Annotated in this window: 11 protein-coding genes and 1 riboswitch; of the genes, 9 read left to right on the forward strand and 2 right to left on the reverse strand. The window is 48.7% G+C overall.

What is annotated here, in order from left to right:
* Positions 1-2 precede the first annotated feature (2 nt).
* From LDO05_RS02030 to LDO05_RS02060, 7 genes are all read left to right on the forward strand, one after another.
* Positions 3-2657 (forward strand): transcription initiation factor TFIID, encoded by a 2655-nt coding sequence (locus LDO05_RS02030; RefSeq protein ID WP_251377258.1) that lies wholly within the window; start codon positions 3-5, stop codon positions 2655-2657.
* A 601-nt stretch (positions 2658-3258) separates the two neighbouring features.
* Entirely contained in the window at positions 3259-4536 is a 1278-nt protein-coding gene (locus LDO05_RS02035) for a vWA domain-containing protein (RefSeq protein ID WP_251377259.1), read from the forward strand.
* Positions 4537-4647: 111 nt separating this feature from the next.
* Positions 4648-5295, forward strand: coding sequence for a beta-mannanase (locus LDO05_RS02040; protein WP_251377260.1), 648 nt, complete (start codon positions 4648-4650; stop codon positions 5293-5295).
* 25 nt (positions 5296-5320) lie between these two features.
* Positions 5321-6580 (forward strand): TRAFAC clade GTPase domain-containing protein, encoded by a 1260-nt coding sequence (locus LDO05_RS02045; protein ID WP_251377261.1) that lies wholly within the window; start codon positions 5321-5323, stop codon positions 6578-6580.
* Positions 6580-9768, forward strand: a complete 3189-nt coding sequence (locus LDO05_RS02050) for a GAP1-N2 domain-containing protein (protein ID WP_251377262.1) — start codon at positions 6580-6582, stop codon at positions 9766-9768. Before LDO05_RS02045 ends, LDO05_RS02050 begins: the two co-directional genes overlap by 1 nt.
* Before the next feature lie 1121 nt (positions 9769-10889).
* Positions 10890-10989: riboswitch (purine riboswitch) on the forward strand.
* A 120-nt stretch (positions 10990-11109) separates the two neighbouring features.
* Positions 11110-12549: an NAD(P)/FAD-dependent oxidoreductase gene (locus LDO05_RS02055; protein WP_251377263.1), complete on the forward strand. Its 1440-nt coding sequence runs from the start codon at positions 11110-11112 to the stop codon at positions 12547-12549.
* 299 nt (positions 12550-12848) lie between these two features.
* Entirely contained in the window at positions 12849-13070 is a 222-nt protein-coding gene (locus tag LDO05_RS02060; protein WP_251377264.1) for a hypothetical protein, read from the forward strand.
* Positions 13071-13585: 515 nt separating this feature from the next.
* Here LDO05_RS02060 and LDO05_RS02065 read toward each other — a convergent pair.
* Positions 13586-14329 (reverse strand): ABC transporter permease, encoded by a 744-nt coding sequence (locus tag LDO05_RS02065; protein WP_251377265.1) that lies wholly within the window; start codon positions 14327-14329, stop codon positions 13586-13588.
* Positions 14298-15239, reverse strand: coding sequence for an ABC transporter ATP-binding protein (locus tag LDO05_RS02070; RefSeq protein ID WP_251377266.1), 942 nt, complete (start codon positions 15237-15239; stop codon positions 14298-14300). The genes LDO05_RS02065 and LDO05_RS02070 overlap by 32 nt, the downstream gene beginning before the upstream one ends.
* Positions 15240-15572: 333 nt before the next feature.
* Here LDO05_RS02070 and LDO05_RS02075 point away from each other — a divergent pair, with 333 nt between their 5' ends.
* Entirely contained in the window at positions 15573-15779 is a 207-nt protein-coding gene (locus tag LDO05_RS02075; RefSeq protein WP_251377267.1) for a plantaricin C family lantibiotic, read from the forward strand.
* Positions 15780-15846: 67 nt separating this feature from the next.
* A complete protein-coding gene (gene lanM, locus LDO05_RS02080) occupies positions 15847-18870 on the forward strand; it encodes a type 2 lanthipeptide synthetase LanM (RefSeq protein ID WP_251377268.1) in 3024 nt (1007 codons plus the stop codon).
* The last annotated feature ends 88 nt before the right edge of the window (positions 18871-18958 follow it).

Consider the following 18958-nt stretch of genomic DNA (forward strand, 5'->3'; position numbering starts at 1 on the left):
CTATGAGACAATTACTAGAACAGTATGCGGCAGATTACGCGGCGGCTGAGGAAGGTCTGACCGGCAAGCAGGATGACCAGAGCAGCATTCATTATCCCGCGGTCTATCTGTTCATTGGCGATAAGGTGGCGGATGCCATTGAACCGATCATTCGCATTCACGACAAGAAATGGGATAACAGTGCGGGAGTCATGTATTTCCATCTGACTTCACAGGAGGGAGCGGCGGCAGGGGTTACGGCCGCCTTTTCCCCTTCTTATGGAGAAGGGAGGGCGCCAGGCGGAGAACGAAATGGCGAAGGGGATGGGATAAGAGAACGTGATGGAGTAAGAGGACTAGATGGAGTAAGAGAACTAGGTGGATTAAGAGGAGTAGATGGAGCAAGGGGAGTAGACGGAATAAGAGGACTAGATGAAGTAAGAGGACTAGATGGAATAAGAGAACTAGAGGGAGTTAGAGTACGAGAAGGAGAACGAGATGGAGAAGGAGGACGGAAGTGGGAGCGGGAGCATCCCCGGGTTGTGCGGTACCGCATACCACGAATCAAGCCTGGGGAGCCAGGCGAGGGCATGAAGACCCTCCGGCCGGACACTTATCGTGCCTTCTATCAGGAGCCGGGCTCCGTACTGGAGCTGAACAGGGCGCTGCGCCGGGTCAGTCAGCGGATTGCCGACTATGGCCGTTTGTACTCTTCATTTGATCGTATTCACCTGTCTGTCATTACGCAGGCGGGAGATCCCTTGAACGTATTTGTACCGGAAGTTACGGTGCTCGCGAATACGATCTTCGGCCAGTCTTTCAAGTCGGTCCAGACCGACTTGTTCACCCTCATCAGTGAACGGGAGGATGCGGAGGCATTTGGATACAGCGGGGCGGCGGGGATTGCTTTTCTGCGGGAGCTGGACATGATGCAGCAGTCTGACTATACCTTCACTGCGCCGCTGCTTATGACAGAGGATGGCCTCTCCATACCGGTTACACATCCGGCATCTCCGCTGTTTGATCTGGTCTACGTGCTGTCAGACAAGAATGAGCGCGGAATCAGCTCGCCTGGCGGGCTGCGGGATAATGACGAGATGATCTCCCAGATCAGCCTGCTGAAGAACCGCCAGAAGAAAGACCCGCTGTATGACTCGGTCTCGGGTGCAGCCTACAATAATATGAGCTTCAAAAATAACATCATGACCGAATCCGGCCGCCAAGGTTATGTCTCCGCCGGCTTCTCCAAGGTGAAACGTCCGAATGAGTCCATTGCCCTGACCGTGCTCTACCACTTCTATCGCCAGCTCATCCAGCGGATGAACGGCCCGCTGGAATGGAAGAACAGCGACAAGCTGAGCTTCTTCGGTCTGGACCCGGATTCACTCGCTGAACAGGCGCGGAGGATCGTCCCGGACGAGACGCGGCTGGCCGATATGAATGGCATGATGACCCATGGGGTCAGCTATTCTTCGCTGAAGCCGATGACGCTGCGGGAAGCGGAGACGGCGCTGTTCGGGGATGGCGGCGAGCTGTACTTCCAGGGCAACTATGTCCGTGAAGCGGATAGAGCGCTCGCCGCGCTCCGGCTGGAAGAGGAGCTGGAACACGCGCTCAGCCGGAACCGGGCTCTTCACCCGCAGGTGGGTCTGTTCCACCTGGCGGAGTGGACCGATGAAGCAGGCGGCTCAGGCAGCCTGCGCGAGGCTTACCGCTTACGGATCCGTGAGCTGGCGGGGCAGGTGGAGTCCGCGAAGACGGAGCTGGTCCAGACCTATCAGGGTCTGGTGCAGGATCAGCCTTTTCAGCGGCTGCCGATGATGGATAAGAGCAATGTGCGCAGCTTTATCCGGTATTTTATCGATCATGTCTATGCGCTTAGACTGTATATTCTCCGGCTTGAAATGGAGCTTAAGCTGGCCCGGCAATACGAAGCCGTACTGGATCTTCTTCATGTACGCTTCAGGAAGATGACACAGCAGCTTGAAGCGCTTGAAGATACACTGCGCAGCAGTGCACTTCAGAGCATACGGCTGGCTGACGACTACATTGGTCAGAACATCATGGAGTATTATGAACGGGTGACGGCAGAAGTCCTGGCTGAGCTGGAAGCGCGCCGTGGAGCGGACATTTTATTCCAGGATCGTTATATGGGCAGTCCCGCCGAGATGCTGAGTGGGGGTATTCAGGGCTTGACGGAGCGGATGATCGCGGTATGCCGCAGAGATATTCTCATGAGTGAGCCATTCTCGCAGACCTTCGAGGAGGAGCTGCTGCGGCGGGCTAATGTGACGATTGAGTACAACAATAAGCAGGTGCTATCCAAGGATGAGCTGTTCAAGAAGCTGTATCGTACCCTAGAAGAGCATGCCGTGATTCATGTGCGGCTGTTCGATTATACGCATGAGCACCGTTATGAGGAGAAGTATTTTTTCGGCGATGCGGGCAGTGAATTCATGCGGTACGCACTTGGCGCGGATGAGAGCTCCCGAATCTACAAGCTCGGCATGGTGCATGAGAACCGGAGCAGCGGAGTTGAGAAGCTAAGCCTGATGGGCGGCTTTCACCTGGAGGACCTGATGTTCTACAGGAACGGGAAAGTCTACTATGAGACCTATATCCAGAACGGGTATGAGTTCCATGCCACCAGTCCAGAGCGGCTGCCGGAGCTGCGGTGAAGTTGATTATCCAGGGATGAAAAAACAGCGGGACACAGCGCTGGTTATTCATCCAGGGATGAAAAACAGCGGGATATACGCTTGTTATTCATCCAGGGATGGATACGCATCGGGAGACAACGTTGATTATTCATCTAGGATGAACAATAGGTGAAGGTAGTTACTATGGTTTCAACCAGGAATGGAAAAACAGCGGAAGGGGATCGCTAGACTTTCATTCAGGGATAGAAAATAGCGGAGGGCAGTCGCTATATATTTTGAACTTAAGAATTGCTCCTGGCAAGAGTGTGGAATGATTCTGGAGAAGCGGAGCGCTCGCCTACAAGCTTTCTGAAAGAAAGCTACATCGGAAGCATATTCTGTGTGGCCGGATTCTTACCTTATATAAGTTTAATAAAGAAATCTGGGCGCAACAGTGATCGGAAGAACATTTCACACGGCTGCCTGATTGTGCATTCACGGGTTCTTCCAATGTTGTGTGCATCAAAGTTCAGCTTCATCTTGATTCGCCTAATTTCCCCATCCAAGGATGAATAGTGGCGTAGAAACTCGCTGGCTTTCCATCCATCCGGATGACATATAGAAAGGGTGCATGCCTACAATGCAGCGTAAATTCAATCTGCTCCTAACGTTGTTCAGTCTGATCGGAGGGGTGATCGGCTTCGCGATCGGAGAGTGGCTGCTTGCTGAACTGGGCGGGCGGTGGCCTAATCTGCTGATCATAGGTCTATATTTCGGAATCCTGGCTTTGTCCGTGGGACTCTCCTGCCTGATTGCGGAGATGATTCTACCGCGGCTGAACGGTGCCTCCTGGCGTCAGCGCTATGTGGGTGCTTCGTGGAAGCTGCTTGTTCCTGCCACCTTGGTGCTCCTGTTCGTGGTCTCTTTGGCGCTGGAGTTCGTCTATGAGCTGAATGGCGGCGGCGTGAAGCAGGTCAAGGACATCGCCATGGTGATTGACAGTTCGGGGAGCATGCAGCAGAACGATCCGAAGAATGACCGTTATGAAGCGGCCAAGAAGCTCGTGGACAAGATGGATGGGGACAAAAGAGTGGCTGTGATTACATTCAGCGATGGCGCGAATATCGTGCAGCCTTTTGTCAGGGTGAATGACCAGGCTGCCAGAGCTAATGTTAAGAACGCCATTGAGAGCATTCCCACAACGGACGGGGGAACCAACATCGGCCTCGCCCTTACCGAGACGATGAAGCATATCACAGACCAGAGCACGGGCGGTCAAGGTACAATGGTTATTTTGCTGTCTGACGGGGTAAGCAGCGTGGATATGGAGAGTACCCTGGCTGAATATAAGAGCCGTCATGTCGCGGTAAATACGGTAGGGCTGAACCTGGTGGATTCCAGCGGTTCGAATCTGCTCAGGACCATTGCTGCGCAGACGGGTGGCAGCTATAGCGATGTGTCTAATGCGGGGAATCTCAGCTTCGTATTCCAGCAGATCTACGACAACATCGGAGACCGGACCCTGGTTACCGAGCGCACTGGTCCTGCGGCGGATAGTACCTATTATGCAATTGTGCGAATTGCAGCGCTTCTTATCATTGGCGTTGCGCTGGGAATCGCGCTGGGGCTGATGTTCGATAACCGGTATCTGGCGCGCAGCTTTGGAATTGGCGGCGCAGTCTCCGGACTGCTGGCTGGTCTTATCCTCGAGCTGGGCCTGAGCGGCCACCCGTATTCCGATATGCTAAGCCGGCTGTCGGCCGATGTGGTGCTTGCCGCGGTCATCACGCTGTTCGCCTGGATCGTGCCGGTCAAGGAGCATCACCGCGCTTCCGGCGGAAGGCTGCGTGCCGGGCAGACCGGGGGTGCGGGAAGCTTTGCCGGGCGGCCAAAAGATACACGAAGCAAGGGGTTTTGATCAGCGTTTAATCAGCTTGAGAAAGTAAATGGTACCGCATAATTATTTATCTTGAGTTCATTCCATAGGAACAGATAAGACATCAAGCATGAGATACAGGAGGCGAAGAGCATGCGGTTGATCGATGGGGATGAATCCTCCGCCCCGGTAATCAGTGAACTGACCCACCGGGTTGATGAAGACAGATGCACCCTGCGCTGGCGCTGGCCGGAAGGTCTTCAGTCCGTCTATATTCATAAGGCACCGGCGGGGCCAGATGCAGGTCTCTCCGAAGAGCTTCCGCCTCTAAGCAGCCTTCGGCTCTATACTCGTGATGAGTACAAGGCCAATAATGGATACCATGACCGGATTCAGGAGATTGGCCAGATTGAATATACGGTTTTTGCCGGCTGGATCGAGCACGGAGAAGTCATCCTGGTCAGGCAGCGTGACGGCAAGAACCGGATTGTGGCTAGTACAGGCAAGGCGAGAATCTACTATTCGGTCCGCGAGAAAAGCGGGCTGTTCAGCAAATTCAAGACCGTGCAGATTACGGTAACCTCGGAGGTCCCGATTGCCAAGGATGTGCTCTGTTATGTGAAGAAGCAGGGCGGCTATCCGGCGAGCAGGGAGGATGGGACGGTCTATCCGTTCGTCACTCCTTTTGCGGCAGGCAGAAATGTGCTGCCTGTCATTGAAGTCGGCAAGCAGGACCATGTCCGGCTGTTCTTCACGGATGGACCCAAGTATGGCCACACGTATGTATTAATTCCGGAATAACAGGCATGGAAGGGGGAAGAACACGATGAGCTTTTTTAAAATGTTCAAAAAGAAAGCCGAAGCTCCACTGCGGCCGCTATACTACGATATCGTCTGTCCTTACTGCTTCAGTAGGTTTTCTCCTGAAGAGGTTGTATTCCGCGCTGCCCATCACCGGGAGGACGATGAGGACTACGCCCTCGGGGAGGATTATGAGCTGAACAAGTACCGGGAGCGCTTCGGTCTGGATACTGTCTACGATATTGAAGCGATTCTGCATCCGCGGGATATCCACGAGGAGCACCACATGTACTCGGACAATGTGCTGATTGGCCTCAGTGACCGGTACGGTGTGGTGACCCGCCGCAGGCTCTGCCCGAGGTGCCACAACGAGCTGCCGGTGACGGCCGGGAAGGTGCCGAGCAATATTATTTCGATTATCGGAGCCTCGCAGGCAGGTAAATCGGTGTATATGACCTCGCTGATTCATACGCTCCAGCATGAGACGGCCGACCATTTCGGCGCGGCTTGTATGCCGCTGAATGCCGAGATCAGCCGGAAGTTCCGCTCATCCTATGAGGAGCCTCTGTTCGAACGGGGAGACCTGCTCGCTTCGACGCAGAAGGAGAAGATGCAGGAGCCGTTTATTTTCCAATTCGTATTTAAGGATGAATCCAAGCCGCCGCTGACGCTGGTGTTCTTCGATGTGGCGGGCGAGGGCATGGTGGATCAGGATTACCTCGGTCTGCACGGCCAGCATATCAAGAATTCCGCCGGTATTCTGTTCATGGTCGATCCTCTGCAGATCCGCTCGATCCGCGAGAAGATCCGCATCAAGCATGGCGACAAGCCGGGCGAGTGGGTGTCGCAGTATGACGAACCTCGCGATGTGGTGCTGACCTTGTTCGGGGATTTCATCGCGTACGAGGATAAAGGGAAGACCGATATTCCAACAGCAGTCGTGCTGACAAAAAGTGATATGCTGCATGCGCTGGCGGATGAGGAAGGCGAGTACATCAAGAAGAACAGCAATATTTTCAACAATGCTGTCCACCGCCGGACGCTGAATTTGACGGAGTTCGAGAATATTGACGGCGAGGTCCGCCACTTGATCGAGAAGGTGGATCGTCCGTTCAAAGGCACGATGGATGTGTACTTTAAGGATACCGCTTATTTCGCGGTCTCGGCTCTTGGAAGCAATCCGGTCGATCAGAAGCTGCAGGGCGTCGTGAGCCCGATCCGGGTCGATGAGCCGTTCATCTGGCTGCTGTACAAGCTGAATTACATCGAGGGGAGTGAAGCGTAGTGAATCCCTTCGCTCCGATCCAGCAGCAGATCTATACCCGCGCACGGCACGGGATCTTCCGCCAGACCGAAGGGTTCGATACGGTGGCAAGATCTGAGGGCCTTGAGGCTTCTTTTATCAAAAAAGTGCTGCATCCGTTCTGCGTCTACGATGCGCCCGCAGAGCTTGCCGCGCGCGGTGAGAAGGATAACTTGGCTTATCCCGGCGCCATTCACCTGTTCCACGCGGAGAACGGGGATACGGTGCTGGGCCGCAGCATCTATCAAGCTGCTGATTTCACGGGGCTGCGCAGCGCCTTATTCAGTCACAACTATGTTATTCCTTCCTCAAGGTCAGAGGAGCTGGTCCAGAACTACCGGTCTTATCTTCATGCTGATTTCTTGGATCATTATGATATTGGGCAGAGCGGGCAGATTCCTGAACTCAACCAGATCCCTGTAGACCAGGCGTCACTAGGCAGCGACAGGGTGAAACCCGCGCAGCTGCTTGGGGAGCTGCATATCCCGGAGGCCATGTTCAAGCAGCTGCTGGCCGCCGTAATGACTTCCGTGGCTGGGGGACGCAAGGTCTATATCGCACTGGATGTCCCTGCTTCTTACATATCGGAAGCGGCGGTTCCCTTGCTAGAGCTGCTGTATGCTGCCCTGCCATATGCTTACCGCAGGAAGCTCGGCTTCCTTACCTATGCCAAGGAACCGCAGAGCCGGAAGGGCATTCATATCTCTTTCGTTGAACGCGGCAGTCTGCGTCATGGGGACCGCAGCATCGAGAAGGACTATACGTTCGATCTCGCCTCCGGGCGGGTGACCAATATGGAGCTGGACTGGACGAAGCAGCCGTATCTTGATCTGGTCTGGTCGCGGATTGGAAGTCTGGATCACCTGGAGGACTTCCACCGGTTCGCGGATATTATGCTGAAGGATATGGGCCCTGAGAAGCCGATGTCGATCTCCAGCTATCATGAGCTTAGTGTGCTGTACCGGATTGAGGGAGGCGATGAAGCCCTCTATGAGAGGCATAAGATTGCCGCTCTCAGCGGGATGCTGGAATATCTTCGCCCAGCGGGGGCCCTACCGGTCAAGGAGCGCCTGAGTGATCTGTTCCTGGCTCGCTTTGACAGGGAGTTCGATATTGTGAAATCGGGCAAGGTTCCTGATCTTGCAGTGGCGGAATGTATTAAGGATTATTACCGGATCGACCCGAAGAACAATGAACGGAAGATCGTGGAGTATTTCATCCGGGCTGCTGTCAACGCCATTAAGGATAAGGCCGCATTTGCGGGGCTCTATGCCTTAATCGAGAATCATCCATCTCTGCGCAAAGCCTATTTCGATCAGGTGCAGAAGGATGATCAGCTCTCAGCGCTTCTTCTCGTTCCTTATATCCAGGGAAGACTGCAGGCTGCTGAAAAGCCCCGCGAAGTGGTCAGTCTCGTGCAGGAATGGGATCGGCTCTCCCCCGGAATGTGGGATAAGTTCGCGCTAAGTGAGCTCGCCCGGTCGGGGCTGACCGGCAAGCTGAAGGTACAGCAAGATCTGGTTGCGTCGGTAAATGAGGTGCTTCATATGCTCGGCGCACACCCGGGTCCGGCTCAAGAGAAGGGCCAGTACGGAGAGTGGGAAGAGCAGAAGAGACAGCTGAAGATGAGGCAGCAAGGAGAAGCGGATGGGGCTCCGGGAAGACAAGAGAATGACTCTTGGAGTATGCTGTCCAAGCCAGCGCGGGGGCAGGTCATGGATGAATTTGAATCCAAGGATGCCACGGGCCAATTCGGCCGGGAAGGCTCCGGGATCTCGGCTGTTCTCGCTGAGACGGCCCGGCGTGTGCTGCTGATAGAGCTGGATCTGAATAAGCTTACCAAGGAGGAGCTCTTAAGCCTGGATTGGTTGAAGAGCGCTAATCCAGCTTGCGGCCCCCAGCGCCTCGATGGGCAGCTGAGGTCCAAGCTGGCTAAGCTGCAATCCTTATATGCCTGGTTCAGCGAGGCTGAACCAGATGTGCATGTGTTCGATGGACTAAAGCCCGCCGAGATGGATGAAGTTCAGAAAGCCGGCCGCAGATGGCTAAGGGACGAAGTGAACGCAGACCGGTTCGACCGGCTTACCTTGGCATACTACCGGGGAGGAGCCGAGGATTGCATGGATTATGCCCCCCTGGTAGACGCGCTTCGCAAATATGCGGGGAGCCCGGATATAGTGTACCGCTTCTTCCACTGGTCGGCAGGGCAGCCCTTATATGTGCGGGGAAGCAAGCTTGCACCAGCTTATGAAGCCGCCATACTGGCGTATTTCCGCAAGTATGACCGGGATGCGTTCAAGAAGCGGGCGAACCGGAAGGAGCACTTCGATAAGGCAGGCCGGGCGCTGAGGCCGGTATATGAGCGGGCGGGACAGGAGCTTGCTTCTCCGCTGATGAGAATGTTCGGCAGAGGCGGAAAACCAATGCTGTTCAGTGTGTTCATCCTGCTGCTGCTTGCCGCAGGAACGCTGGGTATACTCCAGCTGACAGGGGCCTTCGATAAGAAGGAGCCTGCGGCTGTAGTTCCTCCGGTCGTGGACAAGCCTGATGTTACGGAGCCGGCACCTAGTGTATCCATACCAGACCGGGCGGTCTATACCGAACAGGTCAAAGACAAAAGCGGCAAGGAAGTTACAAGGCTGGTCTTCTTATTCAGGACTAGCTCGGAGTGCAAATCCTTCAATCCGGGTTCAGTCACTGTAACCACCCCAGGAGCTAAGGCGACAAGTCAGAACTTGAAGCTCTCCAATCTGGCCCACGATTGCGGCACTGGGGATTCTGAGGAGACAGGCGTGAGCGCTGCCGGGTCAACAGATAGCGGCCACTCCTCCGGTCTGGAGTCCGGGAATAAGAAGTCAGCAGGAGCGGAGGAAGGCTCAGTTAGCAGCGAGAATGACCGCTTAGCGCAAAGTTCGGTTGACGGCCAGGATGACAACGAGGCTGGTCTTTCAGTTGACGGTGAGGGATCGTCCACACAGACAGGTACACAGAACGCAGGTGTTTCTTCAGGGGAGAGTTCCTCTAGTTCTTCTATTGACCCGGACGTTTACCCTAATAAGCTGACGGCAGCACTTGGCAAGGCATACAGTATTCCGGAAGGCAGCAGGATTAGCGCGGCCGGTCTGGAGTTTGTACGAATCAGCAAGACTGCGGCTGGTAAGGAGCAATAATCGTAGCAGTGTTAAAGGTATAAATTCATACAGACTTAGTAGCTCAGCTGTTGCTGCAATCTATGCTGGTTTGTCAATGCATCTTGTAATCCGTTCAAATAATAAATTACACGAAGGAGACCGTTTATTGTGAACGGTCTCCTTCGTGTAATTTATACTAAAAGAATAATGGGAATGTAAGAATGAATAATAAGCTTAAAATTAAAGAAACAATCGCCCAAATATTTTTAGTTTGCATATTCCTGCTTCTTACAAACAAAAATGATGATATCAAAAACGCTGCTATCCAATAATACATAAGAATAACTCCAAATCCGGGAAAGTCGATAACTTTATAATGTACTGAAATCCCAGCTATAACAGAAACTAGTGACAGAATAATTAGAACTTTTTCAATAATAAAAGATTTATTTCTCAAAAAATCACCCTCATTTTTAATCCATTTTTAAAATAATCTGCTCTTGCAGCCTTGGTTTGTAGCTTATGAAACTAGTTTCTTTTCAGTCATAGCTTATTTTACGTACTGAAAAAACTGTCTTCTGAATTAAGATGGGAATTATGGTTTAAGCAATTTAATCTTAATAAATCTAAACAAAAAATTGATAAGAATCGGAAGAGAAAGAAAAACTAAAACCAAAACAAATATTTCAACATCCCACGCCTTAATTGTACCCGAAAAAATTACATAGCCTATTGCTCCATAAATCGAAACTCTCACGATCAACCCTAACAAATTTCTCATTGAATATAAGAAGCTGGTAACAACCACAACAATTAAAAAGTCCTGTATATTATTATTCAATAAAAAACCTCCCTTCAGAACGATCCTATAACTTACCTTATCCCTAATTGTAACAGTATTTGCTAAATAATCCCATATAATATAAAAAGTTGTTGTGCCTCAAGTCCGGTACAGCAGGTATACAAGATAGGTCTTCTTGATGAAACGGGTCTTTTTTTAATCACCATACCATTGTTCGTGTTTAAAGGATTAGAAATTATAATTTGCCTCTGTCTAATAAGGTGGCTGTATTAAATGCGAACATTATCCGACTTGTGTATTGACACATTCGTATTTGTTGTTTATGCTTCTACATGTCATCTGACTTTGTTGGCACTTACAACTTCACAATTTAACCATTCGTATATCCTCAATAATATGGGTTGAGGGTTTCTACAAGGGACCATAAATTCCTGGCTACGAACAGGGTGCCGCTGCATACCTATTCGCATATATATCATGAATTACAGAGCTTGATGCCCAGTAGTTCAAGACTATAGCCAGGATTTTTTGCGTCTTAACCAAGAGACTACACTAAACCGTTTATTTTAGGAGGAACCATGAGTAAATATGATGTAATTGTCGTAGGTGCTGGTCCGGCAGGAATATTCGCATGTTATGAACTGAGCCTCAAGGCCCCTCATTGGAAGGTGCTGCTCGTCGACAAGGGTCATGATATCTATAAGCGCCGCTGTCCGATTCTCGAAGAGAAAATCAAGCTGTGTCCGCCGGCTGCGGGCAAGAAGGAATTCGCAGGCTGTCTGCCCGCTTGTTCCATAACCGCAGGCTTCGGGGGAGCAGGCGCCTATAGCGATGGAAAGTTCAACATAACCACTGAGTTCGGCGGCTGGATGACCGATTATATTTCTCCCTCCAAAGTACTTGAACTGATTAAATATGTAGATGCCATTAATCTGGGGCACGGCGCAACAACGAACGTGACCGATCCAATGACGGATGTAATCCGGGGGATTGAGCAGCGCGGTTATGCGGCTGGACTCAAGCTGCTGCGGGCCCAGGTCAGACATCTGGGTACAGAGCAGAATCTGGAGATTCTGAAGTCCATCTATGAGTATCTGAGAACACGAATTGATATGTCCTTCAAGACAGAAGTTGAAGATATCATTACGACCAAGGATGAAGCGGGCGGGCTGCGCATTGGCGGCATTACGCTTAGAAGCGGCGAGGTGCACGAAGCCGACCTGGTCATGATCGCTCCGGGCCGGGATGGATCAGCCTGGCTCACCGAGATCCTGAAAAGACGCCGTCTCAAAATGTACAATAATCAAGTCGATGTGGGCGTTCGTGTAGAGACCTCTGACGTGGTTATGAGGGAGATTAACGAGCACTTGTATGAAGGCAAATTCATCTACAACACCTCGGTGGGTACCCGGGTTCGGACGTTCTGCAGCAATCCTTCAGGTCATGTCGTGGTCGAGAACCACAGCGGCGTGATGGCTGCCAATGGACATTCTTACAAGGACCCCGCGCTGGGTTCAGCAAATACCAACTTCGCACTGCTTGTCTCACATAAATTCACGGAGCCCTTCGACAAACCGAATGAATACGCGCGGGAAATCTGCCAGCGTGCGAATGATCTGTCGAACGGGGGCGTTATTGTACAGAAGTATGGGGACATTATTCGCGGGCGCCGCTCAACGGAGAGTCGAATCTCGGAAGGCTTTCTGGAGCCAACCTTGAAAGAGGCGGTACCAGGTGATCTTGGCCTTGTGCTGCCGTATAATACAATGAAGAGCCTGATTGAAATGGTCGAAGCCCTGGACAAGGTGACTCCCGGCATTGCTTCGGAGCATACGCTGTTCTACGGCGTGGAAGCCAAGTTCTATTCTGCCCGTCCGAAGCTGGATGCGGCACTGGAGACCGAGATTAAAGGTCTGTACTGCGGTGGGGACGGTGCGGGAATTACCCGCGGATTGGCTCAGGCAGGAGCCGCAGGGGTCTGGATCGCAAGAGGCATGATGGAGAAGGCCGGAATATAGATTGAGCTAAATAGCATCTAGAATGTGAGAAAGCACTGCCATACAGCTGCGTGATGCAGCTGGGCGGTGCTTTTTTTCTAATAAATTTTTGCTGAGTACATACTTATAGAGGGGGATAATATGGCTTGCCTGAGAGATCATTTTAACGAGAATAAGTACCTGGACTTTCAAATTGTCAATTGCAGTAAATCAATAGATCAGGGAAGTAGTCTCCGTGTGAAAATAATTGATCCAGATCAAGACAGCAATATTACAGTCGATTTCGGTTGGACTAACGAAACCTAAGTAAGTTTCTTACGATGTTGGAGAAATTCCCCTTAGAAATTTATAGTGGCTATTTTTCTCATTATGATGAGTCCTTTGAGTGGAAGTGGTTCCATGAACAAGAGACTGGATTATATCTAATTGTTATTTTTCTATCAGGCTGGATTCCTACATTGAAGGTTAGCAAAGAAGATTTAATCAATTTCGGTGCTCATATACTCAAAGAGTTTGAATCTGCACCTGAATATTCAAATTAGCAAGTGTAATGTCATGGTTCTGAATTTTCACATACGTTAGATCGCTAATGACGAGGTTCCGATTGCTCAAGCTCTCGATCCAGAACATTTGTCGTCCACCATAATGAGTCAAGTTCAAAGTGCCCAGTCTATAAGTACCAGTGTTAAAAATGAAAGAAGTACTCAGCTTTCTGCCAATCGATTTAAAAGAATGGTCAAAAGCAGAGACTTGGGGTCTGCTTCAAAAGAGTCCCGGCTCAATCCCAATCAGCGAATCTATTTGTACCCCTCCGGATATTTTGTAGCTGTTGTAAGGCTGTCGATGCGCCCATTCTTTTCCCGGGAAATATCGACAAACTTCCTTAGAATCTCTCGTTCGTTCTCCTTATCCTCATTGCCGCCAATGATCTTACGGATAGGAGATCGGCTCTTTCGGTGCTGCACAACAGAAAAAGAGCCTTGAACCCGTATGAATAGTGGATTCAAGGCTTTCGAAGAAGCAGTAGGTTCCTCAATAACTAAGATGGCAATATGGTTCATATTTCCTTTTTATTAAAAATAGACAGACCGATCACAAATGCGGCCACGAAGTACACAAGTGCTTCCAACCAGTTGAATAACAGATTCTCCATTGTGAAAGGCAGACCTTCCGAGAGCCGGATTACCGGGAAGATATGAAGAAGAGACTTCAGTCCTGGGATGATATTCTCGAAATTCCCCAAAAAAACCGGGATTATGTATATGATCAAGAAGTATTTGACCAGGTTGGAGACAATCTTCTCTTCTGTAAAGCACAGCATAATAGATATAGAGTAAGCGGCAATAAACAGAGGCATGGTCTGGATTATATTTTGATAAAATAAGGTCTTCTCGCCTAGGTCCTTATGGTTAAGAAGCAGTTCAATCGCTGACACAATCATAGCTATGTCAATCACGCTGAGCAGCACTAGGATACAGAAGATGACCGTGATTTTTGACAGGTAAATATGTCTCCTGCTAATTCCTGAAGCCACAACATTCTTGAATGTACCACTCGAATACTCGCTCGCAAAAAGATAAATCGTTAGAAAGGGCAGCAGGAGCACTAGATTATTAAAAGAAATCCGGCAGAACCTGTATAAGAAACCCGTGCTGTTGTAAGTAAAGGATGGGTCGGACCTCCCAACAGACCAGACCAGAAAGATACCGAGCAAGGGGATTGCCGCTAGTAAAAAGGGCAGCAGGTAGATCAGCTTTTTGGACTTGATTCTATACAGTTCGCTTCTCAGATAATTGTTCATGTTCTGCACCTCCCACCAACTGAAAGAAGTAATCCTCAAGTGAATCATGGCTTTCATGGACAGAGTGGATTTTCTCGCCGGCATCCAGGATCAGCTTGGTGATGTCGGAAATCTCTAGATGGTCACCGGACAGCTGAATCTCGGAATTATCCAGAAGGCGGATCTCACAGTTGTTCAGATGATTCCTTAGAAGAAGATGAATCTTGTCATAATTAGATACTTTTAGGCGTACGGATCGTGTGCATTTAGTTCTTAGCTCGTCCATTGTCAGTTCCTGGATTAACTTGCCATTATCGATGAATCCAACCTTGCTTATGACCTGTTCAAGCTCAGAGAGAATGTGACTGGAGATAACAATCGTGATATTGTGCTCCCGGTTAATGCTTAGCAGCAGCCTGCGGATTTCCTTGATGCCGATCGGGTCTAATCCGTTGGTGGGTTCATCCAGAATCAATATTCTCGGATTGTCCAACAAGGCAAGGGCTATCCCCAGCCGCTGCTTATTCCCTAATGAATACTGTTTGAATTTCCTGTCTGCCAGAGGGACTAAATTCAGGTCATTAAGTACCTTCTCCACAGCGCCCTTCTGTGAAATTCCCCTTTGAATCCGGTAATATTCAAGATTCTGCCTCCCGGTTAGCTCAGGATAGAAGGCTGGGTATTCTATCAGCGCACCGATTCTCTTGCGCTCATTGGAATCCTGCTTGACGGTGTGTCCGAACAGCTTCACGCTCCCGGAGTAGCGTGTGGATTGTCCGCATAGAATTCGCAGCAGGGAGGACTTCCCGGCCCCGTTCTTTCCAATCAGACCATAGATCTCTCCCTCTTGAATGTGTAGATTGACATGATCCAGAGCCATAATACTGCGGTATTGTTTGGTCAAATTCTCAACCTCAATTACTGCACGCACAGAATCTCCTCCTGAATGTAAAATGAATGCGCGAACGAGTTCAATAAAGATCATAAATTCACATTAAATTTACAGATTTCAATTCGAATTTATAAACTTTATCAATTAAGGAAGCAAGCTAGCAATCCAGTATTTACAACTACTTCCATGCAGAGTGTAATTTATAATTATAAAAAAGTAAAATATGATTATACAAAAAGGTGACTTTAAGCGCATTTTTTCATTTTTAAGGATAAATCTACTAATTTAAACAAAATAATGGTTGCCAATTAATAATAAAAATCTATAATAAAAATCAGCTGGGTATATATCCCATAACTAGGAGGAATAAAAATGTTAGAGAATAGAAACCCATTCATCGTTTTTAACCAAGAGGCAAAAATGGAAGCGTTATCTCCGGTACTGGCAGAAGAACTTATCGAAGTTGATCTGAGTATTCAAGGCGGATGCACAACGAACACCTTTACGTTGAGTAACTATCTGGGCAACAATGGCGGCTGGTGTACACTGACGAAGGAATGCCAACGTTCCTGTAACTAATCCAATCTAAAAACCGAATGTACCCAGCTACCCTATTATTACTTACTTAATGTCAGGAGGAGAGACTGTGAAGTTAAGTAAAGAGGAAGTGCTCCCTTTTTGGAAATCATTATTAGGAATTCAAAGCGAAGAGAAGCTAGAGTCACACCTGGAGAGCTTTTTTGGAGAACCGATCGATATCCAAGTCGATAATATTAACAAAGAGAACGAAATGAAGGCATTGGGGATTAGTAGAATACAAGAGAGCAGCAGGAAACAGAACTTCTTCGCAAAGGAACTGGATTACTTCTCGCTCAAGCTGACAGAACTTGTAGAAGCCAGTGCGGTCATAGAGGACAAAGAGCATTTCATCGATTCCCAAAAAGAGCAGTTGGAGAAGATTCTCGAGAACGATTTGTGGTATTTCCTGATTGATGAGGCTACTCTTTATTTTAACGATAAAAAAGACAGCATCAAAAATAAAAACGGGGAAGAAATGCTCAAGATCTTCATCGAAGAAGTCTTTCATACAGAGCGGTTCAGAAGCCAGTGTGAAGTGCTGTATTTAGAGCTGTTCCCGCTAATCTCATTACGTATTAACAACTATCTTTCTTACGTCGAGGAGATTATAAGCAACGTTACGATAGACCTGCACAATATAGAGGGGTTGCTGCCGTCCGCCCATTCCCCGCTGCAGCTGAATGATGTCAAGCTTGGAAGCGGAGATACCCACTCGGATGGGAAAAGCGTAGGCAAGTTGATCTTTAACCGGGGTGTCGTCTATTACAAGCCAAGAACGGGCGAGCTCGATATCAAATTTTTTGACTTCCTGGACAAGCTGTACCTGCAGGACGAGAAGTTCGATTTCAAGAGGATCAAGATTATTAGCAGAGATACATATTCTTTTTTTGAACAGATAGATCATGTTCTGGTTAGGGATTCAGGTGAGCTGGAGCAATATTATGAGAAGCTGGGCTATCTACTGTGTATTATGTACACACTCAATGGCACGGATTTTCACAGTGAGAATATTATTGCCCATGGGAAGGACCCGGTATTGGTTGACCTGGAATCATTATTTCACTCCAATATCTTCTTGAACGAGAATCTCTATGATCAAGGGTTCCTTGAGATTATTAAATCCTCTGATCCGACCGTGCTCGACATTGGAATTCTGCCTAAGAAAATAGTCAAGAACTATGATTCAGATGACTATTCACTCGAGATTGGCGGCATTGGCGCAGAGAAACAGAAGGTTTCACCTTTTAAATTCTCGGAATTCAGCATTGATGACCAAGGACAACCGCGGCATATCAGGAAGTTCGGGTTCAATGGAGTAAGTGAGAATAACCCAATTAAGGAAATTAGTGATTCAGAGCTATCCGCAATCAATCTGATTATGCAGAATAGTTTTGAATATTTTTATAAATGGATTTTGAACAATAAATCCCTGTATATCAGCATGGTTAACGATCATTTCAAAAGCAAAAAAATACGGGTGATCTTAAGACCTACCTTCTTATACTCGAAGCTCATGATACTGAGTAAAAACATTTATTTCCTTGGCAACAGAACAAACCGGAAGATTCTATTCAGCAAATTAGCTTATGAAAGAGAGAATCAGATGTCATTCGTGTACAGCGAATATGACCAGTTAATGAACTATGACATCCCTATATTCTATGCGTATACCGATGAACTGGAGATCTATAATGCGCGTAACGACAAGCTGGGAGCTCTATCGGACAAAACTCCGCTGGAAAGTACAATTCTGAAGATCGAGAAGATGTCGCCAGATGACCTGGACAACCAGAAGATCTTGATTGACCAGGCCATGAGGCTCAAAGAATATAAAGGGGACCGGACGGATATTAAGTTCGCGCCTGCTGCGGCTGCTGTTGATGAGATTGATTCCGAAAGGGCACATCAGCTCTGTGAGAATATCGGTAATCTATTGATGAGGCGGGCGGTGTATCCTAACGATGAATCGATTACCTGGATCAGCACCACGATACTCGGGAAGGAAGAATCCGAATTTGGCGTAGGTCCGGTCGGTAATGATATGTATCTCGGGAATGCGGGGATCACGCTGTTTCTAGCCCATCTCTATAAATTTACCAAGAATGAGAAGTATAAAGAGACTGTTCTTAAGGCAGTTCATTATAATATCCGGTTTCTGCAGCAGGAGAAATTATACGAGAACGGAAATATCGGCTATTACAACGGAACTAGTGGACTGTTACTAAGTATTGGCGTGATTAACACCATCATTCCAATTCCTAACTTCCATTCTATTATGATCACATCTCTGGAAAGATTAATGAAGCTGGTGAAGAACTGCAACAACTACGATATATTCGCAGGCTCCAGCGGATTAATTACAAGTCTGATTGCGCTGGACAAGTTGTATCCGGAGTACCGGGCTTATATCCGGCCTCTATTGGAAGAGGCATATAGAAATCTGCTCGGCAATGCAGTTCGCGAGAACAATATGTGTTACTGGAAGAATAAGAATACCTTGGCCTATGTAGGCTATGCGCACGGGAATGCCGGGATACTCGCAGCCCTTATTAAGCTGCAGGCAGTGGAACAAGAGATTTTGGGATATCAATTGGTAGATAGTCAATTCCTGTTAGAAATCTCGAACTATATTGATTCCGCCTATAATGAACAAGCGAACAACTGGGAGAACATCCCCGGCTCCAAGAAATACTCGCATGGCTGGTGCCATGGGGCTCAAGGGCTGTTGCTGGCCCAAGTTATTGCCAAAGAGAATCACTCGGCAAGTCTGAGAGATGAAGATTATATTAGCAACCTGGTCGAGATCACGATGCAACATGGCTTCGGAGCTAATCCTTCCTATTGTCATGGCGATTTGGGAAGCTTGAAGATTATTGAGAAATATGCGCAGGTGTTCGGGAAGGAAGATCTGCTCAAGCAATGCTTACAGACCTATGCAAGTATTTTCTACAATACCATTGAGAAGAAGTGGGAGAAGCAGGTTCTTTCCCACTCGGAATCATTAGGCTTATTAATCGGTGTTTCGGGCTGGGGATATTCAGTTCTGCAATATTTGTATCCGGATCAGGTGTTCGACTTCTTTACTCTGTAAGGAAATTAAGCACCGGTCTAATAGAAACCTTTCATGGAGCACCTCCAGAGCGGTATAGATGAGAAAAATTAACTTCATAGGAGGTGCC

It is taken from the genome of Paenibacillus sp. YPG26, from assembly GCF_023704175.1.
GTDB lineage: Bacteria > Bacillota > Bacilli > Paenibacillales > Paenibacillaceae > Fontibacillus.

Bases quoted from the DNA above. Each gene is read 5' to 3' on its own strand.
- LDO05_RS02040 (WP_251377260.1), top strand. From the start codon at position 4,648: ATGCGGTTGATCGATGGGGATGAATCCTCCGCCCCGGTAATCAGTGAA.
- LDO05_RS02075 (WP_251377267.1), top strand. From the start codon at position 15,573: ATGTTAGAGAATAGAAACCCATTCATCGTTTTTAACCAAGAGGCAAAA.
- LDO05_RS02035 (WP_251377259.1), top strand. From the start codon at position 3,259: ATGCAGCGTAAATTCAATCTGCTCCTAACGTTGTTCAGTCTGATCGGA.
- LDO05_RS02060 (WP_251377264.1), top strand. From the start codon at position 12,849: ATGTTGGAGAAATTCCCCTTAGAAATTTATAGTGGCTATTTTTCTCAT.
- LDO05_RS02030 (WP_251377258.1), top strand. From the start codon at position 3: ATGAGACAATTACTAGAACAGTATGCGGCAGATTACGCGGCGGCTGAG.
- LDO05_RS02065 (WP_251377265.1), bottom strand. From the start codon at position 14,329: ATGAACAATTATCTGAGAAGCGAACTGTATAGAATCAAGTCCAAAAAG.
- LDO05_RS02045 (WP_251377261.1), top strand. From the start codon at position 5,321: ATGAGCTTTTTTAAAATGTTCAAAAAGAAAGCCGAAGCTCCACTGCGG.
- LDO05_RS02055 (WP_251377263.1), top strand. From the start codon at position 11,110: ATGAGTAAATATGATGTAATTGTCGTAGGTGCTGGTCCGGCAGGAATA.